The organism is Bartonella tribocorum, from assembly GCF_002777915.1.
Lineage (GTDB): Bacteria > Pseudomonadota > Alphaproteobacteria > Rhizobiales > Rhizobiaceae > Bartonella > Bartonella tribocorum_A.
Map to the genome: position 1 here is coordinate 104,785 of NZ_NJGE01000003.1, position 24,840 is coordinate 129,624.

The window sequence follows — 24,840 nt, forward strand, 5'->3', positions numbered from 1 at the left end:
TTTTTGAAACTGTACAGTAAACAAGGCTTACACTATCTCAAAAGCTTTTCGCTTTAATATTGGTACATTTTTTCTCATCTCACAAGCCCCAGTATGGTTATAAATGCAAAAAAACATCCTCTCAAGAAGCAAAAAGCAAATCTTTTTAGCTGTACCTGAAACGTGTTCTCAAACATTGCCCCTCTTTTCCATACCAGGTATAACGTTGCATTTTTACCGTATTAAACCAACCTACCAATGTAATATAGGACCAAAAAGAAAAACGATTCTTTATGCTCCTTCTTTTTTTGCTTTATGGGCTTTATACTACGCAGTAAAAAATCCTTCCCTTTTTTCATCAATTGTTTGTTACGGGAAACAGTGGACTTCACCCCTTGCTTTGATGTGGCTTAAATTACGTTTACAAAACGACCGTCGTCTTATGGGATCTGACGTTCCAAGCCCAATGATCATGAAAGCTTTGCGTCAACATGTCACAACGAATGACTACAGTGCACTTCCCATAGGAATGTGGTTACATTTCGTAAAAAACTATAAAATGAATTGTAAAAACTTATCCATTCCCCTCTTTTGGCTTGATCATTGTAAAAATAAGATCAATATTCAAAAAATCATTTCAAAACTTCAGGACGAAATATAGCTTTTTTAAAATATGATAAAGCTCACCTCCTACAGGAATATATTTATGGAAAAAAAAGCCTTACTCGTCATTGATGTTCAAAATGACTTCTTACCCGGTGGAGCACTTGCAGTACCACAAGGTGATGCTATTTTGCCCGCCGTCAATAATCTTATCAATCATTTTGACCACGTTATCTTAACTCAAGACTGGCATCCCAAAAACCACTGCAGCTTTGCCTCCTGCTATCCTGAAAAAAAGCCTTATGATACCATCAATCTTGACTATGGTCCTCAAATACTTTGGCCTGATCATTGTATACAAGGAACACAAGGAGCAGAGTTTTATCCATCTCTCAGAGTGGAAAAGGCACAACTTATCCTTAGAAAAGGCTATAATCCAAAAATGGATAGCTATTCTGCTTTTCTTGAAAATGATCAAAAAACACCAACAGGTTTACAAGTTTATCTTAAAGAACACGGTTTTACCAAACTCGTTATGTGTGGCTTAGCAACGGACTTTTGTGTTGGATTTTCTGCTCTTCACGCCATACAATGTGGTTTTAAGGTCAGTGTTTCATTAAATGCCTGCGCTGGTATTGATGTAAACGAATCCCTGAACACAATGCTTAAAACCATGAACGAAGCTGGTATCGAACTGTTAATGGCCTCCTAAAATATTGTTTTCTGACGACCTATTATAACACTCTGATTTATAAGAAATAAATTATTCTCTTCCACATCAAAAAGAGGATAAATATGGAAATAAAAATCATTCAAGAAAGCAGAAAAAATGCTTCTTATGAATCGTTAAATATAAAAGCTTTCATCGTACTGAAAGCTGGTAAAAGTATAGAGACCCTTCGCACCTTGTATTTAAGTCAAAGCTATCCAAGAGATTTTAAATTATCCCCTTCATAGAAAGAATCATATCATGGCTTCAACTTTACAACAAGGAGACCAATAAGAAAAACAATAGCATTTTGTTTTGCATGAAAGCCCTCTTTTATTCAGGATATACGATAAACAAAAGCGTGAGAAAATATAAAGTTTCCATTACTTAAGATGCAACATGTTTATCCAATTGACGACGTTTAAAACGAATCGAAGAATACAGTGCCATTCCAATAATACAGACTCCCACAAGTCCTGTTAAGACTTCAGGAACCGATATAATCGTTTGCAGATACATAATCACGGCAAGAACTAAAATTGCATAAAAAGCACCATGCTCCAAATAACGATAATGCAACAATGTCCCTGACTCAACCAACATAATTGTCATAGAACGAACGTAAAATGCACCGATACCAAGACCAATTGCAATAATAAAAAGGTTGTGTGAAAAGGCAAAAGCACCAACCACACCATCAAAAGAAAAACTCGCATCAAGAATTTCTAAATAAAGGAACGCCCCTATTCCCCCTTTAGCCACTGTCGTCAAAGTCTTTTTAGGAGCATCCAGAAGATGACTGACAGCTTCAACAGCTATAAAAGTCAAAAGCCCATAAAGGGCTGCTAATAAAAAAGTGACTTTATCTTCCGCAACAATCTGCCCTGACACGAATAAGATCAAAATCAAAACAATTGCAATATCAATCCCAACAAGTGTTCCAAACTTTTGAGCAGGTCTCTCTATAACCTTAAGCCAATGGACCTCTTTTTCAGAATCAAAAAAATATTTTAAGCCAACCATCATAAGGAAAGTTGCTCCAAAAGCGGCAATTCCTATATGCGCATCGGTTAAGATTTCAGCATATCGCTGTGGTTCCCCTATCGCTAATTTAACTGCTGCCATTGGATTAATGCCAACAGCAACGACAACCACCAACAACGGAAAAATAATTCGCATTCCAAATACAGCGATCAAAATACCCCATATAAGAAAACGACGGCGCCATAACGGATCCATTCCACCAAGAACACGTGCATTGATAATAGAATTATCAAAAGATAAAGAAATTTCTAAAATCCCTAAAACACAGCAAATAAAAAAATATTTAAGAAAACCAGTAATGCTTCCCGTTTCAAACCAACCAATAGCCCCTCCTAAAAAGACACCAATAATCGTGAAAAAAAAAGCAAACCCAAAATAGCGTAATAGGGGCATGATCATTCCTCAAAGTTTATTTTATAATTCATCTACGGTACACACATAGTGCAAATCAAAAGCTTGTATCTCTTTAAAGTTGCATCCCTTAATGCAGAAGTGTATAGAATATATATGGCAAAGTTACATGAAAAATTTCTCAAAAAAAGCAAGAGACAAATGCAGTAAACAGAGAATTTTATTTTGAAATGAACATTAATCGTTAATATAATAGAGTTGAGAGATTGTTTTTTATCCATTAAAATAAAAAAATAAAGAAAAATTGAACCGATAAATATTGACATTATGTCATAGAATATTAATACATAGTGTGCTTTTATTATTTAATGATTTATACCATGATGATTTACTGAGGGAGATAATTCGTGGCACGTCCTGAAACTGAATCAAAAACCATATTTGGAAAACGTTTACGTTATGTACGTCTTGCTTTAGGCGATCCATCACGTGAAACCTTAGCTAAGAGTTTTAGCATGACAAAAAATTCCATTGCTTTTTATGAGCGTGGAGAAAGAGAGCCTAATCTTAGCGTCTTACAAACATACCGCACGTTGTATGGTGTCAACATTAATTGGCTTTTAACCGGACAAGGAAAAATGTTTGATGCCGAATATACAAAAGGTGATTTTGACTGGAATTATTTTATTAAAAAAATTGAGGGACTAGAAGAAACACTCGCCTGTAGTGATCGTAATGAAAAACTAAACCAAGAAAAAATTGACAGCTCTTATGAAAAATTGCAGCAATATTTGTCAAGACAAGGTTTATCAAATGGCCTTAACCCTAAGGCTGCAACCTCTTTGATCGATATGAAAGCCAAAATGGCTAATTCTTATACCCTTAGCTTATTCATTGATTTACTCATTCGAAGCGTATCCCAAAAAGAAGTTATAGCTAATCAATAACCGTCTATTTCAAAAGAAAAAACAAGAAATGATTAAGCACCACCAGTATGGAGAGAAGTGTTTTTCTTTTGTCTATGCTGGTGCGGTTTTGTATGCTCTATAAAATTTACTATTGTAAAAGAAAAATAATTATATTGTAAATGGGCATATAGTGTCATTAAATTAAAAAAATAATTTTATAGTATAAAATTCTCATTCACAGCTTATTGACAAGATTTTTTTTCTTGTTAAAAGAATAATAGCTCTCATAGAATTATTTTTTAAAGTCAGAAAATTTAAGGGGAATATATTGACGACTTCCTATAGAGACATACATTAGTATTCGTAAATGGGTTCGTTGAGTATTTATCCTGAAAGTTATCAGCTATTTTATGAGGTGAGAAACATGTATTTTGAGGTGTTTCAAGGAGTTCACAATCAGTGGTACTGGCGTTTAATCTCAGGAGATGCACAAAAAATTGCTTTTTCTAGTAAAGGATATCCGACAAAACAAGATATCCTAATGAATATTGAGCAAATCAAAGAAATTACCCACAAAGCTTTTATTAAAGAACTGCAGTCTTAATGTTCTTTATTATTAGGATAAAAGTTTAGTTTGTATAATGAGATCTTAATAACGTTTTTGTATTGAGAAAAGGTGACTAATTTTTTCGCAATGCGAGAGTTTTTTTTATATTATTTTTAACGCGTGCAAATAACAGTTCAATTTTCGCAGGGTATATGTTTTTTTCAAATATAATTGAATTTTGATAACATCTATCAAAATGAAGAGCTTAGTAGAAGGCAATAAATCTTTCAAGCCTTGTGTCTTTTCATAGAGAAAATGCCTATGAAGAAGAAATAAATCATAAATTAGGAATGTGATTGCTTTCCTAGATATCGATATCTCTACGTTCATCTTCCTATTCTGTATCGGATCATCATAACTGACTTATCCCCTTCGTCTTCATAAAAAATAAATATCTCTTTTTTCTATTATCATGCAATTTTCTATGCCTATTCCTTGAAACGATTGCAACATGATACCTACAAAAAGAACGCGCAAAATTGTTTTCTACAGTTATAAATCACCACAACAACTTCTAAATCGTACAGGTACGCTTTTTAATACCCTAGCATAGCTATAAACGGAAGACATTATCATAAATTTTATTTTGCCACAAATGATGACCTTTCTATCAACTTTAACGATTTTATAAATTATAGATCAGAGTGAACTTGAATATTCTCTTCCGATACAACCTTTCCACAAGCACCGTAATGGACTTTATGAAAGTCATGTCTCTCTCATTATTTGCCAATCTTTCTAACACATCTCCAATTCCTTTAATGCATAAATTCGATGCAAAATATGAATACAGTCACTCTTTATCATCTTCAAATTTAAGACCTTTTTGATATTTTTTTTCGTTTTCTTCATATTGCTTAATTCGTTTTTTCAGTTTTTCAATTGTTTTATCGCGTCTTTTAATCACCATATTTTGCTCTCTAAGAGCTCTATCCCGTTCTTCAGTCATCTTCATAGAATCCCTTAAAAACTCATGCTTTATCCTTCTAGCGTCCTCTTTTAGAGCTTTAATTTGACTGCGATAATATGAAGAAAACCGAAATATAACCCCGCTGAACAACAAAACAACAATCATTACTCCCAATAAAATTTCGTTAACATTCATTTTGATCTCCTTTGATTGCCGCTCAAGTGATCATCTTAAGCAATTTATTTTGATTCATCTTCCATCAAAAAAGAAGGCAATAAACTCCATATTCCAAGTGCGAATAATCGCCCTCAGCATTCATATTTTCTCCATTAAAACATTGATAAATGACGCAAAAACACTCTGAAAGCGGCTAAGCCCACACGCTCACACCAATTATTTGCAACATATTTATTGATCCAAAGTATAAAAAATAAGAAACTTCCAACAAAACGAACAACGGGATAAAACCAATACACGCCTTCCCCAAAAAATTCCTCTCTTCCCCTTTTACGCCATGTGGAATAGAGCTGTATATGGGAATTTTTTCATTATTATAAAAATCTTCAGTGCCCCAAAACACAACTTTTCTGTAAAATTTTGCCTTCCTACAAATTTTTGCATCACCACCAACCAAAGCATTATTATAAAAACGAGCCTTTCTATAATCACGAGTACTCCTATAAACTTCAATATATTGAGCATTCAAAGTTTGATCAAAAACGACTACATTAGTGTAAACACAGACTTTATTACAAACAGTCGTATCATCAAAAACACTGCCATCCTCATAGAAACATTTGTCGCGTGTATCCCATTCCATCAAACGACCACCTTCATGCCCTAAATTATTTTTATGTTCTATAAAAACACCAAAATCACTTTATTTACAAAATTTTTCAACGCACACATACGACATACCATCTGATAGTGACCTAATTTATTACAATAAAAGAGAAATGCGTATTTTTAACCTATGAATTTATGTTTTTTTCTCCAACCACGATCTTGTCTTTTAAGGCTGTAAAGCTTCGTTATATGCTCACATACCAACTTAACGCAGAATTTTTTACAAATGCTGATGTTGGGGTATATCTTGATTTATAATGCTGCTACGTATACTATCACAGTGAAATCTCACGAACACACGCATGCGTATCACCGTTTTCGGTATACGCACTGATTTCTTCACAACCGTGGAACTAAGGAACCATTTTTATTGATTTGAATCTAAAAGTGTATGGGGACATTTTGTTATTAGTTAAAAACAACTCTATATGCCTCATTAGCGAAGAGCTACGCATGGATATTTTCACGCTCCTTGTGTCATATATTCTGGATTCGCGATGCAATATTAACGCTATAGCGTAAATGTGTAAAGGTCTAAAAATGACAAAGACTGAAAAAGATTGGTTCCAACGCTTAATTGAATTGATAAAAAGTGACGGACGGACGATGATCGAAATAAGCAGAGCAGCAGGCTGTGGACAAAACTATGTCCAACAAATGATCAAAGGGGGAAAGAGACCTTCAGTCGATAAACTTATGGCTATTCTAAACACACTCGGAAATGCGAGCGCCATATATGTCATAACTGGCTTCAACATCTCCGATGAAGACTTAAAACTTATAGCTTTGATTTCGTCTGGAGATAAAAAGAAGATTGAAGCTTTAAATGTTCTGTTGAATGAGAAGCAGTTGTAGAATTTTCTACTCTATCCAATATCGCTTGCTTTTGAGACGTCGATAAAGACTCCCATTTTACAATAATATCCGATAAAGCCGCCTCAAATTTTTCATCATTCTTCATAGTCACACTCCGTATTGTCAAGCAATATAACGCTAAAGCGTTTAAACATATCTCATACCTTAGAAAAAAATATTTGCAATAGGCAGTATGGAAGCAATTGTGTACAAACTTATTTTATAAAATCAGATAAAATTCTATGCGTTATGTACCATGATGAAACAAAGAACATCGCTCGATCCAGACCTTCTTATGAAAATTGGTATGATCTTATCAACAACGCGAACAATGTTACGCAAATCTTGTGATTCGAACCAAGAATAAATTAATGTGAAAATATCCTTGGAGATATTTTTAAACTCTTTATAAAAGAACACGAAAAAGCTTCTTTCAAAAGAAAACCATATCACAATTTTATTCTACCTAGCGCCACCTATGTTTTTTCAACAATATTGCAAAGCAAGAATATAACAATGTTGTAGGAATAAGTTCTTATAAACAGCCGCAGGGGGCGCCCTAAAAAACCTGTAACGCATTTACAAGGCAACCTTACCTCTGAAAACACTCTTTAAATACTGATTCTCTATCATGAATAAGAAGGGCAATATTAAAAAATAAAATGAATCATCACCCACGATCTCCGTACGTAAATTGTATATAAATTTACAAAAGGGAAGAAATTTCTTTCATACACATGAAGAATAATAATCTTTGAGAGGAAGCCTAATTTTTCAACAAAAAATTACTTCCCTTACCAGTCATTTTGCAGAAAATGAAAAAACTCTTTTCACAATCAATACGAAAAAGAGCCGAGTTTAACGAAATACTGCCAATGCCTTATGGAGAGTAAAATCAAAAAAAGCCTTGTGACTTCAATAACAATTTGAATGACATAAAAATATAATTTGCGCATTATGCAGAAAAAGCACAGTGGTAAAAAACAGCATTTTAATGAATTTTCCAATCCGCAGAAAATATTCCTTACAGAATAATAAAATACCTATCACAATAAAATTTGGATAGAACAAGGCACCCACAACAATCAGTCAATTTGTATCTCAAAGAACGATTGATCAAATTCTTTTTAGAAAACACCCTACCGCTCCTCTAACAACAATTTTCAAAAATTAGAAAAAACTTTTTTCATGAGAAAAAATATCAACAACTATTACCATGATTACTCCTATAATTCCTGTGAAAGCCTATAGATTATATCCTTTCATATGCAATCTTTATTATGATGATGTTATTCGAACATCTCAAAAACATAAAGATCATTCAAAGAAAGCGGATTTACACGCATCGTTTTTTAGGACATTTGTTATGAACAAGCATAAATAAATCCATCTCATAAAGAGGTTAACTTTCTGCTTTATGAAGCAGTATCACACAAAAAAAAATGAAAAACAGCCTATGAATTAAAAACGTAAACCGCAATACATATCAAATGATATCCAGATACTGAAAATGTTGCAAATGAAAGCATTTCTTTGATGAGACCAGAAAGCATATTATTGCTTGATATATTAAAATGACTGATAGAAAAACATTTTAACAAAAAAGAACAAACAGAGAAATAAACCAAAAGAACAAAGGACGTAGAATCTTCAAAATTCTACTAAGCTATTCATTTCCTTATTGGACAATTCCCTACTGGTGGGCCCGGAGGGACTCGAACCCCCAACCAAGCGGTTATGAGCCGCTGGCTCTAACCAATTGAGCTACAGGCCCCACATAGGTGGTCTTTCTCTAAACTAAAATGCTCTATGATACAAGAGCTGACAAAGATTATAACCATCTTTTTCTCTTTTCTATTGGTTTTTTTTCTAATGCCCTAATTTCTTTACAAGAACTCTCAAAAATGAGAGAGTAATAATGAGAAATGTAAAGGAATAAATATGATAGAAAAGAAAATTCAACCACTGAAGAATTCTTTGGCTAAAATAGCGATATTAATATTCGCACTCTTAGCCGCTTCATGGACTGTCGTACATGCTTATGCTGAAGAAAATAAAAGAGATGCAACGATTACAGTGACTGCAGTCGGAGAAAGTCAAGCTGCACCGGATATGGCAATTATTAATCTCGCCGTTGTTACGGAGGACAAAACAGCTCAAAAAGCATTAGCTTCCAATAATAAATCCATGAACGATATTGTAAATGCCTTTAAAAGCAATGGCATCCAAGCAAATGATTTACAAACATCAGGCTTATCTATTTATCAGTCGTCCCACGAAAAAAAGAATAATGAAAAACTCTATCACGTTTCAAATTCTTTAACTGTACGTATTCGTGATCTTAGCAACGCTGGTAAAATCTTTGATCAAGCGATGGCGCTGGGAATTAATTCAGTAAATGGCATTACTTTTACCAACGCAGATACGAAGCCATTTTATCAAGAAGCACGTAAAAAGGCTATTACTGAAGCCATTGAAAAGGCGCAAACAATAGCACAAGCGGCTGATTTAAAATTAGGAAAAATTATTGAAATCAATGAAAAAGATGATTACTACCGCCCAACACCGCGCCTCATGAGTAGAGCGGCAGATGCAAGCTACGCAGATACAAATTTTGCAGGGGGTGAATTAAATTATAATGTGAGTGTCACTGTCGTCTTTGCGATCGATTAAATCACCAACCATTGTATGAAATACTCATATTACTGGCCTTCACATAGAAGGCCAGTAATATGAGTGAGGTAATCTTCTTCAGATGATAATTCGTTTTCGTAGATTTCTATGTATCCACGTGCAGAAACGTGTGCTTTATGGACCATCTGGCGATCTCCTGACACCAGTGGATGCCACCATGGAAGATCTTTTCCTTCATAAATTAATTTATAGGCACAACTTTCTGGAAGCCAACGCGCCGTTTTAACGGTTGTAATGTCTAACGATATACAATCTGGTACCATTGATTTACGATGAACATAGTCTCGACACTGGCAAGTTTCCCCATCTAAAAGACGACAAGCAATACTGGTCGCATACAGATCACCCGTATCATCATCCTCAACTTTGTGGAGACAACAACGACCACAGCCATCACAAAGACTCTCCCACTCAGAAAAGGAAAGCTCTTCTAATTTTTTTACTTTCCAAAAAGGAAGTTTTCCACTCATAAACTCAGGCACACCTTTTTTAATGAAGACGATCGATAAAAAAAGAAAAAATTAAACTCAATACGTACTTCATACAATTTTTTAAATATATCTGAAAAAAGGAATTATTCAAAAAATAGCACATATAAATAAATATAACCTATTGAGGAATTTCTTTGTCAACTGACAAAGAATAAAATGCCTCACCTAAAACGATAGAATAATTCTGCAAAGAATAACCTTTCTCATTACAAAGACAGTACGCTTCACTATAAATTTATTCTTGAGATATCCCATCTCTTAAAAAAACAAACCGCTCTGGGCAAAATAATATTTTATCGTTCATTTCTTGAAAGAAATCCCCTTTTACTGTCCACTCCATAACCACTCTTTGCCCTAATCTGTGCTTTTGAAACAAAGAAGTAGAAAGCTCCAAAGCTATGAAAAACGATAAATATCCTAAACCTTCTAGCTTATTCAAAATCTTCCCATATTTTTCATCCAAGCACACGGTCCCCCCCTTCATGAAGAAGAAAAGGGGAATAATTAAAATGCACCAATTCCTTTATTTAAGAATCGAGAAAACTGCGTAATTTTCGTGAGCGGCTAGGATGCTTCAATTTACGAAGTGCCTTTGCTTCAATCTGACGAATACGCTCTCTTGTAACTGAGAACTGTTGTCCTACTTCTTCCAAGGTGTGATCTGTATTCATCCCTATCCCAAAACGCATCCGCAAAACGCGTTCTTCTCGTGGTGTTAATGAAGCAAGAACGCGTGTTGTCGTATCACGTAGATTCGCCTGAATAGCAGCATCAATGGGTAATAGTGCATTCCTATCTTCAATAAAATCACCCAAATGAGAATCATCTTCATCCCCAACAGGCGTTTCAAGTGAAATAGGTTCTTTTGCAATTTTAAGAACCTTTCGCACTTTTTCTAACGGCATAGAAAGTTTGCTAGATAATTCTTCTGGTGTTGGCTCTCGTCCAATTTCATGGAGAATCTGACGTGAAGTACGAACGATTTTATTAATTGTTTCAATCATATGAACAGGGATACGAATAGTGCGTGCCTGATCCGCAATTGAACGTGTAATAGCTTGACGAATCCACCATGTGGCATAAGTTGAAAACTTGTAGCCGCGCCGATATTCAAACTTATCCACAGCCTTCATCAAACCGATATTGCCCTCTTGAATAAGATCAAGAAACTGCAAACCGCGATTGGTGTATTTTTTTGCAATTGAAATGACAAGACGTAAATTAGATTCAACCATCTCCTTTTTCGCAATGGTTGATTCACGTTCACCTTTCTGCACCTGCATAACAATCCGACGAAATTCACCAATTGAAATAGCCGTTTCTTGCGCGAGATTTTGTATTTCACCCCGTAATTTTTGAATTTCTTTCGCTTCACGCATTGAAAATTCTTTCCAACCCGGTGCAGGCAAAGTGGCAATATAATTCATCCAATCTGCATCCAATTCACGCCCTTGGTATTCTTTTAAAAAATCTTCATGGCCAATGCCATAACTGTTAGCGATTCGTTTTAACTTACCTTCATTATGAATCAATCTCTTATTGATATCATAAAGCTGTTCAACCAAAGATTCGATACGATTTTGATTCAAAGAGAGAGATTTCACAGCTTGAATTAACTCACCCTTTAATTGAATATATTTTTTCTTTTGAGAAGCTGTAAGAGCCCCCTCTTTACGCTCGGCCAAACTGCTTTCAACATGCTGATCTTGCAATTTGCGTAGTTTTACATAGGTTTGAGCAATAAAATCCAATGTTTCCATAACTTGAGGACAAAGCTCATTTTCCATTGCTGCAAGGGATAAGTTAACATCATCATCGTCTTCTTCATCATCTTCTTCAATGCTTCTCTCTCCTACATTTTCTCCCATATTACGTATACCAGAAGACATCTTTTCTTCTTTTATCTTATCAACTTCACTTCGCTCAATCACAGGAGCCTGCTTTGCTTCTGGACCAGCATAAGTCGTTTCAAGATCAATAATTTCACGAAGAAGAATACGCTGTTCTTTTAATTCATCACGCCAGATAATCAGGGCCTGAAAAGTCAAAGGACTCTCACAAAGTCCCGCAATCATTGTCTCACGCCCAGCTTCAATACGCTTGGCAATGGCAATTTCGCCTTCCCGTGAAAGAAGCTCAACAGCTCCCATCTCACGTAAATACATACGCACCGGATCATCCGTACGATCTGTTACTTCGCGCTTATTCGTTGTCGTTGCAAGTGCGTGGCTAGAGGCCTCTACTAAGTCCCCCCCCTCTACCGTAACTTCATCTTCATAATTTTCAGACTCAACTTCATCCTCATCATCGACAACATTCACCCCCATCTCAGAGAACATCGCCAAGATATCCTCAATTTGTTCGGATGTAACCTCATCGGAAGGAAGAACGGCATTGAGTTCATCCATCGTTACGTAACCATTTTTTTTGGCAAGTTTAATCATTTTCTTGATGGCATCATCAGAAAAATCAAGAAGAGGACCATCCAAACTCGCTTGGTTTGTTACTTCCGCATTATCTTTCTGTTTAACCTTTGTTGCCATACCATAACTCCACTCGATCACTTCATAGTTTCCATGTAACCATAGTCCTCATGTGACCAGCTTTTTTGTTCTCACTTAAATTGCCAATAGCTTCTCATATATACTTCCTTTTAAGAGATTACTATTGGAAAGAATACATTTTGTATACGACTTTTGTATACGCCTTAACATCCAGAAAAACTTGTCATCCAGACAAAAACGCGGGAAAACTCCAGAAGTTTCCCCGACACCTCTCAGCCCTTCTGAGATAATCTCTGTACCCTACCGTAAGAACCAATTTCCCGCTTTTCCTAAAATTTATTCTAAAATTTAACTGTCATCTTCATGAAAATGTCACTCTACATAAACTTCCTCATCTAAAATTTAAGTGACTGATTCGCATTAAAAAAGCGAATCATTTTATCGTATCTTGTGTATTCCCGTCTATTTTTTCATCTAACCAACTTCCAAATCCTTCAATTAATGCTTCTGTTGCCTGCATCTGCTCCAGCTCATTTTTTATCTCCCGAAGCAGATCAAAAACCTCACTCTTAGGATTTTCTACAAGTTGCTCTTCAATATCCTGTAACCTCTTATGTAGGTGGTGTTCTTGAAGATGCAAGTAGACAGCTTGTTTTAATATAGCACGAGCATCTTCTATAGGTGCTTCTCCAAAGATAACACGCATACCAATATTTTGCACAAGGTGTCTCATACGCTCTAATAAAACCTTTTGCCCTCTTTTTTCTAAGAACGCAACCATTGTCTCTTTATCATGAAGCGGCTGATTTCCAAGAATCTCCAACATCGTTTGGTGAAAACAAACCAATTGTGTATTTTTTAATTCTAACTCAGAGAAAATCTCAAAATTTTCATGCCATAACTCAGGATAGTAGGCTAAAGTGAGTAAAATCACAGCTTCACGCAACGGAATAGCTTGCGAAGAATTTCGGACTATTTCAGAATTTGCTAACAAAGAAAAGGATTGATCTTTAAAGATCCTATTGTGTGAAGCCTGTTCATATCGCCCTCCCTCTTTCTTTTTTGAAAAAGAGGGACGAAAAAAATCAAAAAGGCGTTTTTTTATATCTTGCAAATAATAACGACGGACATCTTCATCCTTAATCGTAAAAATTTGTTGTTTGAGTTGTTTTTCGAGCGTCGCTCGTGTCTCTGGAGTCTCAAAACGCTTTCCATAGGTAGCACGCCACCATAAAAGCTCAATCAAAGGAATTGCTTTTTGCAAAAAAGAAGAAAAAAGCTGTGCACCACCAGCACAAACGATTTCATCAGGATCTTTTCCTTGTGGCAACAAAACAAATTGGACACAAACCCCACCTTTTAAAAGAGGCAATACCCGATCAGCAACGCGAAAAGCCGCCTTTAAACCAGCATCATCACCATCAAAACACAAAATGGGCTCCTTTCCCATCTGCCATAAAAGCTCAATTTGCGCTTCCGTTAATGCTGTCCCTAAGGGCGCGACAACACCCTCAAAACCGACTTTAGTCAATGCGATAACGTCCATATACCCCTCGACAACAAGAAGTGAATGAATTTTTTCATCACCAACAAAGCGACTATTTTTGCGAGCCGCTGCCGCATTATAAAGTATATTTCCTTTATGAAATAGCACCGTTTCAGGACTATTGAGATATTTTGCGCGTGTTTCTTTCTCTAACGCACGCCCTCCGAAAGCCACCACACGTTCGCGCAAATCTTCAATAGGAAACATAATGCGATTTCTAAATCGGTCATAAGAATCCGCACTCTCTTCATGAACCGTGATAAGTCCACATTCTTCCATTTGCTTTATTGAAACACCACGAGCACTTAAAGCCTCTTTCAAAGCTGTACGCCCCAACGGTGCAAAACCAATTCGAAAACGCTCTATAAGCTTTGGCGTAACACCACGTGCATCCAGATAACGACGGGCTTGTGCTCCTCCTTTATCGCGTAAATGATATTGAAAAAAATCTGTAGCAATTTTCATCACATCATAAAGGTCAGCTTTTTCCATTTGATGTTGATAACTTTGAGGATCCAAAACGGGGAGTTTCATTCCCGCAAAATCAGCCAAACGCTCGACACTTTCTGAAAAGTGCAATCCATCAAGCTCGCACAGGAAGGTAAAAATATCTCCGCTTACCCCACAACCAAAACAATAATAACGCCCTTTATGATCATCACAATGAAAGCTGGGCGTTTTCTCACCATGGAATGGACAACAGCACCAAAAATCTCCCCGTGAAGGCTTACTTTTTCGCATGTCAAAGTCCACCCGTTGACCAATCACGGTTGAAATCGGAAGTCTGCTACGCAGTTCATTAAGGAAATCAGGCGGAAAACGCATTATCTCTCACAGAGTTTTAAAATTCTTTTTTGCATATTTAACGACTTTAGAGCATAATTCCAAGACTTCCTCTTAAACAGTTGTAAAATTTTAATCTCTCAACTGCCATAGTTTTAGAAATGGAGCGTAAAAAAAGTGATCAAATTTATTGTTCAATATCCGTGGTTAGAGGCTATTTCTTGGCTTATTATTCTTACTATAATTGCCCTTTTAATCAACTTTTTAGGACGAAAATTACTCATTCACGGTGCAAAAAAGCTCTCTTCTTTTCTTCCCAAGAATACAACAACCGATATTCAAAATGCTATTCAATACCTAGCAAATATCATTTCAGCTTTTATTCTTTCAGTCGGTGTTAATTTTATATCAATATTGCCCGATGCAGTTAGCACTGTCATCGATAATGTTGCCAACGCCTTCATTATCTTTTTTGTTGTTCTGACAATTTCTGCCTGTCTCAATATCATTAACACCCTTTACGAACAACGACCAACAGCACGACTAAAACCAATAAAAGGGTATATTCAAATTGCTAAAATTGCCCTTTTTGCGATTGCAGCAGTTTTAATGGTTGCCACATTAATTGACCGCTCCCCTCTTATTCTCTTCTCCGGTCTTGGTGCAATGGCCGCGGTTCTCATGTTAATTTTTCAAGATACACTTCTTTCTCTTGTTGCCGGTATTCAAATTTCATCCACCGATATGGTTCGTGTTGGTGATTGGATTGAAATTCCTAATCTCGGCGCTGATGGTGATGTTATTGAAATTGCCCTTCATACCGTTAAAGTTCAAAATTTCGACAACACCATCACCTCAGTTCCTATCCGTAAACTTGTAACCGACCCTTTTAAAAATTGGCGGGGAATGCAAGAATCAGGTGGCAGACGCATCAAACGCTCCCTTTTTATCGATCAATCCAGTATCCATTTTCTCACAGAAGAAGAACAAAAATATCTTTCCCGATTTAATTTATTGGAAGATTATTTCACGCAAAAAATAGCAGAAATAAATCAATGGAATGCTCAATTAGATAAAAATCATGATGTTTTGGCCAATACGCGCCGTTTAACCAACATTGGAACTTTTCGTGCTTATGTTTTTGCTTATCTAAAACAGCATCTCAACATCAACCCCAATATGACCTTTATGGCCCGACAATTACCCCCTACAGAAAATGGTTTACCCTTGGAAATTTATTGCTTTACAAACACCACCGTCTGGCTAGACTATGAACAAATTCAAGGTGATATTTTTGACCATCTTTATTCCATTCTTCCCTTTTTTGGTCTAAAAGTCTTTCAAAATCCAAGTGGTTATGATTTTAATCAAGTATTACAAGTAAAAGCAAAGTAAAAACAACTAACTTTAATTTATCAAGTTTGAGTTAAGCATATTTATAAACAAAAGAGAAAGAAAAAGTATCATGAATGGTTCATTGGTACTCCTCCATCTTGCTGGCGCTGTTTCTTTACTTCTCTGGGCCACACGCATGGTACGCACAGGAATTGAACGCGCCTATGGTGATAGGCTTAAATATAACATGCGCCACGTCATTTCAAAACCATTGTTTGCTGTAAGTTTTGGGCTTTTTACAGCGATGATTTTACAGAGTTCTACAGCCATAACACTGCTTGTTGGTTCTTTTGTTGAATCTGGTTTTGTCTCTGGAGTAGCAGGACTTATGGCTGTCCGTGGAGGAGAATTAGGATCAGCACTCGTTGTTAAAATTCTCACCTACGATCTCACACTTGTTGTGCCCCTTTGTCTTTTAATTGGCACTTGTATCTTCATGACAACGGAAAAACGTGAGTGGCGCCAAATAGGACGTATTGTCATTGGTATTGGTCTTTTGATTTTGTCTTTACAAATGATAAGTACAGCGACAGAACCTTTACGAGATAGCGAAATTTTGCCGAACATCATTCGTTATCTTTCAAACGATCCTCTTTCAACTTTTTTGTTGGCTGCGGCTTTAACCTACCTCTTACATTCATCCATTGCAGGAATCATTTTGCTGGTTAATTTTGCCAACTATAACCTTATCCATACGCAACTTTGCGTTGTCATGGTTCTTGGTGTCAACTTTGGTTCTTCTCTTATAGCCCCCCTTTTAACACGCAACGCTTCTCCCAATACCCGCCTCGTTCCCTTGGGGAATTTACTCATGCGTGGAGCCGGTTCAATCCTTGTGTTGATCCTATTTTTATCTTTTCAATTACCCATCACATGGCTTGGCAGCAACGCCCCTACGCAAGTAATCAACGCCCATATCACTTTTAACGTTTTCATTCTCCTAGCTGGAATACCGCTTTCAAAATGGGTTTTAAAATTGACCACACAAATCGTTCATATGAGTACAAAAAAAACGCAAGCCGATAAAACGCTTAATTTATCGGATCAAACAGCTCTTGATGATAGCGTTCTTGAACGCCCTGCTCTAGCGCTCTCGAATGTCATGCGTGAAGTTATTCATATTTGTGATCTTGTCGACATCATGCTAGAAAAAATCATGGGACTTTATGAAAAGCCTGATCCCAATATTATTGCTGAACTCAATCAACTAAACACCATATTGGACAAAAAACATATCGCCATCAAACTTTATCTTGCCCGATTAGCGGGACAAAAATTATCGAATGAAGAAGCTCTTCAAACGCAAGAGCTTCTAGACGCTTGTATAAAATTAGACCAAGCAGGCGATATCATTATTCACAATATGCTGATGTTGGTTAAAAAGAAACAACAAAAAAATCTAAAGTTCAGTAGCGAAGGCTGGAATGATCTCCTTCGTTTCCACGCCATTGTACTGGCCAACGCGCATATCGCATTTAATGTTCTCGTCTCCCGTGACACGCACACGGCACATCTATTGGTCCAAAAAAAAGATCAACTCCGAAACTTAGAAAAAGAGATGAGTTTAAAACATTTTAAACGCTTACGTGAAGGAGATCTCAAAAATGTAGAATCATCCAGTCTTCATCTTGATACTGTCCGCGACCTCAAACAAATTAACTCTCTGCTAACTTCAATGATCTACCCTATTTTGGAAGAACAGGGACTACTTCAAAGTTCGCGCCTACGCAATCCTGCTGAAGAACAGACAGAAAAATCTTAAACTTTTAAAATAAATCAAACAAGAAATGCATCACATCAATGATTCAATTTTGAATATTCAAATATTTGCCTAACATATTGATTTAATAAATATTTTATGCCGATTTAAATGGACTCTCTTCAATAGAGTAAATTTTTCTCGTTTTTAATCTATTCATAATGAACTCCTCAAAACCATCTGCTTGCACAGGAAAAATCGAGAATCCTGTGTAGAATAAAACTATACAAGAAATATACAAGAGAACTTAGCATACCTCTTATGAACCGTCTTAAATACGCAAGAGCTGTCACAACATTCGGGGCAAAAGTATATGATGGTGCCGGCTTGTTTTTTGCCTAAAAAGGGGGAGACCAATAAAATTACCACCCTTCACAAGCGCCGTCGTAAAATGAAGCTTGGGCATGTTAAGAAAGGTCTCTATAAGGAAATAGTGAAAAGCACCTTTGTTCCAGCCTAAATTCACCTTGTAAAAAAGCCATCACTTCACAGTAGCAACAAAATAAAGAAATACCCGATAAGGAATGCCCCCCCCACTTGCAACGTTTATGTCTATAAACAGTTATATCAATATTTGTAGAGATTGAACTTATACAGCATTTTATCACGCATTAACATGGCAAGCTCCAAAGCTTTAAATATTCATTTGACTTATTGTGTTTTAATCACAATTATTTTTTTAAACTTGAGATAGAAAAATTATTAAAAATAAGCTTATAAATAAGATTTATGCATTATTAAAATATTTTTACAATTATTTTCTTTTTTATTCATATTTTTAAATTAAATAATTTCTTTATTAATTAAAAATTATTATATATATTTAAATTCATTCGATATTATACTGATATAAATATGAATGTTATTTTAATATACAGGAAAGTAATAAGTAAAATTTCTAACAAAAATATCCTTTCCACTGGGTAAAAAGGAATAAACCTTGATCTTTACAAAGTTTACTCTAGTTACAATCTAAATTCAGGCAAAGGAGAGTATCATGGAAAATGCAAATATCGGTTGGATTGCAGCTATTATTATCGGCGGAGTTGCAGGTTGGGCTGCACAGTATATTATGAAAAGCCAAACAGGAATATTGTTAAATATTATCTTGGGGATTATTGGTGCTGCGTTAGCGAGCTTCCTTTTTAGTCTTTTAGGCGTAAGTTTTGCTGGTTGGCTTGGTTATCTTATTTCAGGTTTTATAGGAGCCTGTATTCTTATATGGATAGGACGAAAAATTCGATCATAGGGTATTATTGATTCAATCATCTTTTGGTATTCAATAAAACAACTGGAATATTTTGAATATATTCCCCCGTAATGCAATAATACCATTTAGGGTATGATGGTAAGATGCTTAAGCTATAATTTCTGACATACACCATCGTGTATCCTAACGAAGAACAGTAAAAACTTTATATAATGCACCCTTCCGTATCTATATAAGCATATCAGGAGGGGTGTATGGGTGTATGCATTATTTTAATGAAATACGAACTATTTTTGTCCCGTATTTTTGCAAAAAATGTGCAAATCCGGCTCATCGCACTGTCATAGCAATATACAAGCTTACAAAACCAATCATAATGTATTCCTATAAAATCCCATCTTATAAAAAATACAATTACTTTTCCACCTCAATTCAAAAAGTTTGAGTATGTCACTTTCTAAACTATAATATAAGATTTCTACTCCTCTTTATATCGTTTGACATAGATGAATTCTTCATCCCTTTTTCATATGCGTTACAAACCAATGTTAAAGCTCGAAATAGCCTACCTATTACCCTCGTACTATACAAAATAACTCTATAATCTATTTTCTACCCCTCTTCTTTTAAAGATCTTTTCTTTCGATTTTCTTTGATATTTTCCTGTTAAAATCTTGCTGCTTTTATACAATTGCATTACAATAGAACCATCCCTTTAGCTCATTCATCGTAACATATGGAATAGGATTTTAGATGTGGAGTAAAACGATGTCTGATCTTGAATATTCCATCTTACCACCTCTGAAGTGGCTCTTTGATCAAAATCCTCCCATACCAGAAAATATTCGCGATTGGCTCATGGAATCGGGCTCGATGACGCTTCGATTAAAAAAATATTGCACCTGCTTCCAAGTTCAACGACAACGCGAATGTTTTATTACGCAAGATAAATTAAAAGAAGAAGCAGAACATCTCCCCAAAAGTACGCGTTATTGGCTACGCGAAGTCATATTGATGGGCGATAATAAACCTTGGCTTCTCGGACGCACTGTCATCCCACAAGAAACCCTTCTACACAATCAAGCCTTGATGCATTTAGGAACAACCCCCTTAGGACACTATTTATTTAACAGTGACAAACTAACCCGTGATTACATTCATATCGGCCAACAAGGGGCACTATGGGCACGCCGTTCCCGTTTACGGCTAACAGGTAAGCCATTGTTGCTAACTGAACTGTTTTTAACAGATTCACCACTGTACCTGCACCATAAATAAAGGATATTCGTTTTATTCTGCATAATGTCTAGATTTTGCATATCCTTAAAGGGATATCTGAGAAAATAATTTTCAAAATCATTTCAAAATAAATTACAAACCAAAACTTCTGTTCGAAATATCTCTTTATCTCAGCTTAAAAATGTTCCCCATTAAAAAAGCATTTTTAAGTTCTGCTTTTCTTATCACAATCGTGAAAACCAGCGCTTGAATTAAGCAGAAACACATCATATTGATAAGATCATCTGCATTTAAACTTCTTGCGGAATAATCACCATCCTTGAAAATAACGGCAACTCTTTATCAAATAAGCACTTTAAAAACATCAAAAAAGACGACAAAACACACCCACAAAAGTTTGAAATTTTTATGAGTGAGCTTTTTCTCATCATCCTATTTTTTTATCTTTAATAGTAGAAACAATAAGTCTTTTTAACAGTAAAAAAACAATAACCTTTTTGTTTTTGAATGATGTAACAGCTTTGAAGAACAACAAAATATAAGATAGAAAAAATATTTCATTGCTCCATGAACTGCAAAAAACAGGTTTATTCATCTCAAAGGACTATTTTTTAAATAAGAGCTTTATGTATGCGATAAATACCATCAACCGATATTCTACTGATGAACAAAGGCCTTGCACAACAAAAAATATTTTCCAATTCCTGTAAATTGATAAGATTTATTGCAATTTTTTACGAAGACTATTGCACACTTTAGAAAAATTCATTTGCCCTGCATACCGTTCCTTAATCCATGCCATCACCTTACCGATATCACGTAATTTTTCAGCTTTCGTTTGTTCCAAAGCTTCACAAATAACCTGTTCTACTTCTATCTCCTTAAGCTGATAGGGAAGGAATTCACGAATAACGTCTATTTCTGCTTGTTCTTTCTCTGCTAACTCCAAGCAACCAGACTCTTTATGGGCACGCATTAATGCTTCACGCTGTTGAAGCATTTTAGTGAAAACAGACTGTATCTGCTGATCATCGACTTCTCGCCTTCCTTCATCATAATAAAGAATATCACGATCCCTAACCGCGGCATCCATTAAACGAAGTGTAGCAAGACGTATACTATCTTGCGCTTTCAAAGCAGCCTTAAGAGCCCCATCAATCTGGTCACGCAACATAAATTTATCCAATTTTGTTCAAGCGGAAAATGCTTTTTAACCAATCTTTATCCATCTTGCAATGGAGAGTAAAAAATAATTGAAATCTCGATCTTAGAAAAGATAAAAACAAGACTTTACCTCTTCATGGAATGTCCTTATACTTCTTTTTTTAAGCAAAACATGACGAAAATAATAGACACAGCATCTGTTAGAGGTATGATTTTCGCATAAAATTGATTATCGTACCTTTCAGAAAATAAATTGTGGATACACACTATGATACAAACGACTTCATCGAACAGCCCTTGGAGTGTCAGCAAACCAACAGCGCTCTTAGTCTTAGCTGATGGAACTGTCATTGAAGGAAAAGGAGCAGGTGCGACAGGTATTGCTGAAGCTGAAGTATGTTTTAATACCGCCATCACAGGCTATGAAGAAATCCTCACAGACCCATCATACACACAACAAATCGTTACCTTTACTTTTCCTCATATAGGAAATGTAGGAGCTAATAGTGAAGATATTGAAGCTCTCACGCCTCTCAACTATCACGGTGCTGTTGGTGCTATTTTCAAGGCAGATATTACACATCCTTCAAATTATCGTGCCAATGAAAACCTTCACCAATGGCTTAAAGCTCGTAAAATTATTGCACTTTGTGGTATTGATACACGTGCACTCACAATTCTTATTCGTGAAAAGGGTGCGCAAAATGCTGTCATTGCACATAATTCTGATGGGGATTTTGATATTCCTTCTTTAAAAAAACGTGCGCAAAAATGGCACGGTCTTATCAATCTTGACCTTACGAAAGAAGTGACATCTCAATCATCCATGCAATGGGATGAAGAACCATGGCGTTGGAATAAAGGGTATGGCACAAACAATGTGCACAATCTTCATATCGTTGCCATCGACTATGGTATTAAACGCAATATTCTTCGCCTTATGGCAACGCAAAAAGCGCGCATTACTGTTGTGCCCGCCCATACAACGGCAAAAGAAATTTTAGCAATGAATCCTGATGGTATTTTTCTTTCTAATGGACCAGGAGATCCAGCAGCAACAGCTCAATATGCCATTCCAACAATCAACACATTGATTGATCATAATTTACCAATTTTTGGAATATGTCTTGGTCATCAACTGCTCGCTCTTGCTGTTGGTGCCAAAACCGTAAAAATGCACCAAGGACATCATGGTGCAAACCACCCCGTTAAAGACCTTAACAGTGGAAAAGTTGAGATTGTATCGATGAATCACGGTTTTGCTGTAGATGCAGCCACTTTACCAAAAAATGTTCAAGAAACACATATCTCTCTCTTTGATGGTTCTAACTGTGGGATTCGAGTCATTGGAAAACCAGTTTTTTCTGTTCAGTATCACCCCGAAGCTTCTCCCGGACCACAAGATAGTCACTACCTCTTTCAGCATTTCTGTGATCTCATTATGAATTATAAAAAAATATCTTAAGATAAAATGCCACGCCTTATCGCTTCTCTTCTTTGAATGATATCGCTTTCTTCCACTACAAAATATTGATTTATAATGATAATTAACTGTTTTGCATATTGAATGAGAGACCCAAATATAGTAAGATTCTCTTATTCTAAACCCTCTCAGATATGAATCAATTTATATCATTTGCTTGCACGTCACAAGCGGAGCTGGTGTGTGGGTAAGAACTGTATAAGAAAGGAGTAAAAATGGCTCTTATGAACCGTCTTAATGCAAGATCTGTCGCAACATTGGGAGCTGGCAAATAGTGTGATGGTGCCGGCTTGTTACTTCATAAGCATAAAGATGGAGGTGCTCAATGGATTTATTGTTATACCATTCACGGGCGCCGTCGCGAAATGGGCTTGAGTGCCTTAAGAGATGTTTCTTTAAAACAAGCACGTGAATTGGCAACTGGGTGGCGTGCTATTTTACGTGAAGGTCATGACCCTATTAAAGAACGCGATAAACAAAAGCGTGAGGCAATAAGCAATCTCCATTATTTAAAAGATATTGCTTTAGATGCTTTTGAAACTCGGAAAGCTGAATTAAAAGGTGATGGTCAAAATGGTAAATGGTTTACACTTTTACGCCTTTATATTCTTCCCAAATTAGGCTGTCTACCCGTTTCTGAGATTACACAAACAGAGATACGTAATGTTCTTTCCCCTATTTGACATACAAAAGCTACAACAGCAGAAAAAGCACGCGCTCTCTTAGGTAAACAACGCCATAAAGCACAAAATATACCACCCATGGATTGGAAAGATGTTCCTGCTTTTTATAAAACACTTTGCCAAACAACAACCATGACACAACTGGCTTTGCGCTTGCTTATCCTTACAGGCGTTCGTACGCACCCTTTGCGTTATATTTGTGACAATCAGATTGATGGGGATATATGGACCATACCTGCTGAGAATATGAAAGGAAAACGTGATGCTACGACAGGATTTCGTGTCCCCTTATCATCTGAGGCAATGAAAGTGATTGAACAAGTCCGTTATATTTCTAAAAGTGATTTTCTTCTTTCTCCTACCGGTCGCTGTCCCATAGGTGAGAATTGTATAGCAAAATATATGCAACAGATTGGACTTGAAGCATGCCCCCATGGATTTCGCTCTAGTTTACGTGATTGGCTCGCTGAAACCATTCTAAGTCACACGGTAGGAAGACAAGTAGAGCGTGCCTATCGTCGTATTGACTATCTAGAACAACGCAGTGTCTATATGGACAAATGAGCGGCTTATGTCACTGGTCAATCTTAAGATATGGAGTGTATAACCCCATAATCTGTGGATAATTTTCTCTCTCATTCGCTCTCAATAAGACTCATAAATTATCACATCAGAAATTATATGATAAAATATTGTTTTCTATAAATAAAATACCTTCAAAAATAAACCAAAATGTGCTTAATAAATAGGCATGATTTGGTTCTATTTTTTATTATGAAAGGATTTTAAAATGACCGAAAATGATATTCTTTTAACTGACCGTGAAAGTGCAAAATTGCTTCATATGAGTGTCTCAACATTCCGCCGTCATGTTACCAATGGCTCTCTCCCAAAACCTTTAAAATTTGGTTTTTTATCCCGTTGGTTACAATCGGATCTTCTCAATGTAATCGAACAAGCAAAACAGCAACGTTATAACGACGTGGCATAAAAAAACCTTGTCACGTAAGGACGGACAAGGCTTTCTCAAATTCACAATCCTAGAGCTAGCACAATCCGTCCTATGACGCAATGTTA

At 36.1% G+C, this 24,840-nt stretch carries 23 protein-coding genes, 1 tRNA gene and 1 pseudogene; 15 read left to right on the forward strand and 10 right to left on the reverse strand.

What is annotated here, in order from left to right; all coding sequences use genetic code 11:
- Window positions 1-103: 103 nt before the first annotated feature.
- The 3 genes from CER18_RS02135 (at window position 104) to CER18_RS09950 (ending at window position 1,539) form a co-directional block, all read left to right on the forward strand.
- On the forward strand, window positions 104-640 hold the full coding sequence (locus tag CER18_RS02135; protein WP_100128465.1) for a hypothetical protein: 537 nt from the start codon (window positions 104-106) through the stop codon (window positions 638-640).
- Window positions 641-685: 45 nt separating this feature from the next.
- Window positions 686-1,294 (forward strand): bifunctional nicotinamidase/pyrazinamidase, encoded by a 609-nt coding sequence (pncA, locus tag CER18_RS02140; protein WP_100128466.1) that lies wholly within the window; start codon window positions 686-688, stop codon window positions 1,292-1,294.
- A gap of 83 nt (window positions 1,295-1,377) precedes the next feature.
- The gene (locus CER18_RS09950) at window positions 1,378-1,539 is read left to right on the forward strand and encodes a hypothetical protein (protein WP_180299366.1); all 162 of its coding nucleotides are present in this window, start codon (window positions 1,378-1,380) and stop codon (window positions 1,537-1,539) included.
- Between the two features lie 139 nt (window positions 1,540-1,678).
- On the opposite strand, the gene CER18_RS02145 is transcribed toward CER18_RS09950, so the two are convergent.
- Window positions 1,679-2,728 carry a DUF475 domain-containing protein gene (locus CER18_RS02145; protein WP_100128467.1) on the reverse strand — a complete coding sequence of 350 codons (1,050 nt, stop codon included), beginning with the start codon at window positions 2,726-2,728 and terminating at the stop codon, window positions 1,679-1,681.
- Between the two features lie 365 nt (window positions 2,729-3,093).
- On the opposite strand from CER18_RS02145, the gene CER18_RS02150 reads away from it, so the two are divergent.
- Window positions 3,094-3,633 carry a helix-turn-helix domain-containing protein gene (locus CER18_RS02150; RefSeq protein ID WP_100128468.1) on the forward strand — a complete coding sequence of 180 codons (540 nt, stop codon included), beginning with the start codon at window positions 3,094-3,096 and terminating at the stop codon, window positions 3,631-3,633.
- A 385-nt stretch (window positions 3,634-4,018) separates the two neighbouring features.
- Entirely contained in the window at window positions 4,019-4,198 is a 180-nt protein-coding gene (locus CER18_RS02155) for a YegP family protein (protein WP_100128469.1), read from the forward strand.
- Window positions 4,199-4,994: 796 nt separating this feature from the next.
- Here CER18_RS02155 and CER18_RS02160 read toward each other — a convergent pair.
- The gene (locus tag CER18_RS02160) at window positions 4,995-5,306 is read right to left on the reverse strand and encodes a hypothetical protein (protein WP_100128470.1); all 312 of its coding nucleotides are present in this window, start codon (window positions 5,304-5,306) and stop codon (window positions 4,995-4,997) included.
- A gap of 175 nt (window positions 5,307-5,481) precedes the next feature.
- A complete protein-coding gene (locus CER18_RS09955) occupies window positions 5,482-5,934 on the reverse strand; it encodes a hypothetical protein (RefSeq protein WP_180299367.1) in 453 nt (150 codons plus the stop codon).
- A gap of 563 nt (window positions 5,935-6,497) precedes the next feature.
- On the opposite strand from CER18_RS09955, the gene CER18_RS02165 reads away from it, so the two are divergent.
- Window positions 6,498-6,812 (forward strand): helix-turn-helix domain-containing protein, encoded by a 315-nt coding sequence (locus CER18_RS02165; protein WP_005773173.1) that lies wholly within the window; start codon window positions 6,498-6,500, stop codon window positions 6,810-6,812.
- On the opposite strand, the gene CER18_RS10360 is transcribed toward CER18_RS02165, so the two are convergent.
- Both CER18_RS10360 and CER18_RS02175 read right to left on the reverse strand, forming a co-directional pair.
- Window positions 6,736-6,918 carry a hypothetical protein gene (locus CER18_RS10360; protein WP_100128471.1) on the reverse strand — a complete coding sequence of 61 codons (183 nt, stop codon included), beginning with the start codon at window positions 6,916-6,918 and terminating at the stop codon, window positions 6,736-6,738. The two genes, CER18_RS02165 and CER18_RS10360, sit on opposite strands and share 77 nt — an antisense overlap.
- A 1,591-nt stretch (window positions 6,919-8,509) precedes the next feature.
- Window positions 8,510-8,586: transfer RNA gene (locus tag CER18_RS02175), tRNA-Ile, on the reverse strand.
- A 167-nt stretch (window positions 8,587-8,753) separates the two neighbouring features.
- Here CER18_RS02175 and CER18_RS02180 point away from each other — a divergent pair.
- A complete protein-coding gene (locus CER18_RS02180; RefSeq protein WP_100128472.1) occupies window positions 8,754-9,485 on the forward strand; it encodes an SIMPL domain-containing protein in 732 nt (243 codons plus the stop codon).
- Between the two features lie 29 nt (window positions 9,486-9,514).
- Here the strand turns inward: CER18_RS02180 and CER18_RS02185 are convergent, their stop codons facing one another.
- From CER18_RS02185 to dnaG, 4 genes are all read right to left on the reverse strand, one after another.
- Window positions 9,515-9,976 (reverse strand): YcgN family cysteine cluster protein, encoded by a 462-nt coding sequence (locus tag CER18_RS02185; protein ID WP_100128473.1) that lies wholly within the window; start codon window positions 9,974-9,976, stop codon window positions 9,515-9,517.
- A 256-nt stretch (window positions 9,977-10,232) separates the two neighbouring features.
- Window positions 10,233-10,460: a hypothetical protein gene (locus CER18_RS02190; RefSeq protein WP_143242704.1), complete on the reverse strand. Its 228-nt coding sequence runs from the start codon at window positions 10,458-10,460 to the stop codon at window positions 10,233-10,235.
- A 64-nt stretch (window positions 10,461-10,524) separates the two neighbouring features.
- Window positions 10,525-12,540 carry an RNA polymerase sigma factor RpoD gene (rpoD, locus tag CER18_RS02195; RefSeq protein ID WP_100128475.1) on the reverse strand — a complete coding sequence of 672 codons (2,016 nt, stop codon included), beginning with the start codon at window positions 12,538-12,540 and terminating at the stop codon, window positions 10,525-10,527.
- 394 nt (window positions 12,541-12,934) lie between these two features.
- A complete protein-coding gene (gene dnaG, locus CER18_RS02200) occupies window positions 12,935-14,872 on the reverse strand; it encodes a DNA primase (RefSeq protein ID WP_100128476.1) in 1,938 nt (645 codons plus the stop codon).
- A 135-nt stretch (window positions 14,873-15,007) separates the two neighbouring features.
- Here dnaG and CER18_RS02205 point away from each other — a divergent pair, with 135 nt between their 5' ends.
- The 5 genes from CER18_RS02205 (at window position 15,008) to ubiC (ending at window position 20,472) form a co-directional block, all read left to right on the forward strand.
- Window positions 15,008-16,225, forward strand: coding sequence for a mechanosensitive ion channel family protein (locus tag CER18_RS02205; RefSeq protein WP_100128477.1), 1,218 nt, complete (start codon window positions 15,008-15,010; stop codon window positions 16,223-16,225).
- A 70-nt stretch (window positions 16,226-16,295) separates the two neighbouring features.
- Window positions 16,296-17,987 (forward strand): Na/Pi cotransporter family protein, encoded by a 1,692-nt coding sequence (locus CER18_RS02210; RefSeq protein ID WP_100128478.1) that lies wholly within the window; start codon window positions 16,296-16,298, stop codon window positions 17,985-17,987.
- Window positions 17,988-18,297: 310 nt separating this feature from the next.
- Window positions 18,298-18,444: a hypothetical protein gene (locus tag CER18_RS09960; protein ID WP_180299368.1), complete on the forward strand. Its 147-nt coding sequence runs from the start codon at window positions 18,298-18,300 to the stop codon at window positions 18,442-18,444.
- 537 nt (window positions 18,445-18,981) lie between these two features.
- The gene (locus tag CER18_RS02215) at window positions 18,982-19,233 is read left to right on the forward strand and encodes a GlsB/YeaQ/YmgE family stress response membrane protein (RefSeq protein WP_100128479.1); all 252 of its coding nucleotides are present in this window, start codon (window positions 18,982-18,984) and stop codon (window positions 19,231-19,233) included.
- Window positions 19,234-19,962: 729 nt separating this feature from the next.
- Window positions 19,963-20,472 carry a chorismate lyase gene (gene ubiC, locus CER18_RS02220; protein ID WP_100128480.1) on the forward strand — a complete coding sequence of 170 codons (510 nt, stop codon included), beginning with the start codon at window positions 19,963-19,965 and terminating at the stop codon, window positions 20,470-20,472.
- A gap of 682 nt (window positions 20,473-21,154) precedes the next feature.
- On the opposite strand, the gene CER18_RS02230 is transcribed toward ubiC, so the two are convergent.
- A complete protein-coding gene (locus CER18_RS02230) occupies window positions 21,155-21,619 on the reverse strand; it encodes a GatB/YqeY domain-containing protein (protein WP_245410030.1) in 465 nt (154 codons plus the stop codon).
- 246 nt (window positions 21,620-21,865) lie between these two features.
- Here CER18_RS02230 and carA point away from each other — a divergent pair, with 246 nt between their 5' ends.
- The 3 genes and pseudogenes from carA (at window position 21,866) to CER18_RS02245 (ending at window position 24,754) form a co-directional block, all read left to right on the forward strand.
- On the forward strand, window positions 21,866-23,062 hold the full coding sequence (gene carA, locus CER18_RS02235) for a glutamine-hydrolyzing carbamoyl-phosphate synthase small subunit (protein ID WP_100128482.1): 1,197 nt from the start codon (window positions 21,866-21,868) through the stop codon (window positions 23,060-23,062).
- 308 nt (window positions 23,063-23,370) lie between these two features.
- Window positions 23,371-24,327 (forward strand): annotated as a pseudogene (locus CER18_RS02240) (tyrosine-type recombinase/integrase).
- Between the two features lie 226 nt (window positions 24,328-24,553).
- Window positions 24,554-24,754: a helix-turn-helix transcriptional regulator gene (locus tag CER18_RS02245; protein WP_007347430.1), complete on the forward strand. Its 201-nt coding sequence runs from the start codon at window positions 24,554-24,556 to the stop codon at window positions 24,752-24,754.
- Window positions 24,755-24,840 lie beyond the last annotated feature (86 nt).